Raw genomic sequence first — 280 nt, forward strand, 5'->3', positions numbered from 1 at the left:
CGCCCCCCGAGTCGCCCCCCGAGTCGCCCCCCGATCGCAAGGGACCGGATCAGATCAGACCGGATATATCTCCTACGGAGACTTCGTCTCCTACGGAGAGTACCGCGCGCAAGCGCGCTCGCCAGCCCGCCGCGTTGGATGCCGACACCCTGGCCGCCCTTGGCGTCGACCATCAGCACGCCGCCGACTGGCTGGCCGTCCGAAAGGCCAAGGACCTGCCGCTCACTCGCACCGCGTGGGACCAGACCGTCGCGGAGGCTGGCAAGGCGGGCATCACGCC

Origin of the sequence: Candidatus Accumulibacter vicinus, from assembly GCF_000584955.1 — a bacterium.
GTDB lineage: Bacteria > Pseudomonadota > Gammaproteobacteria > Burkholderiales > Rhodocyclaceae > Accumulibacter > Accumulibacter vicinus.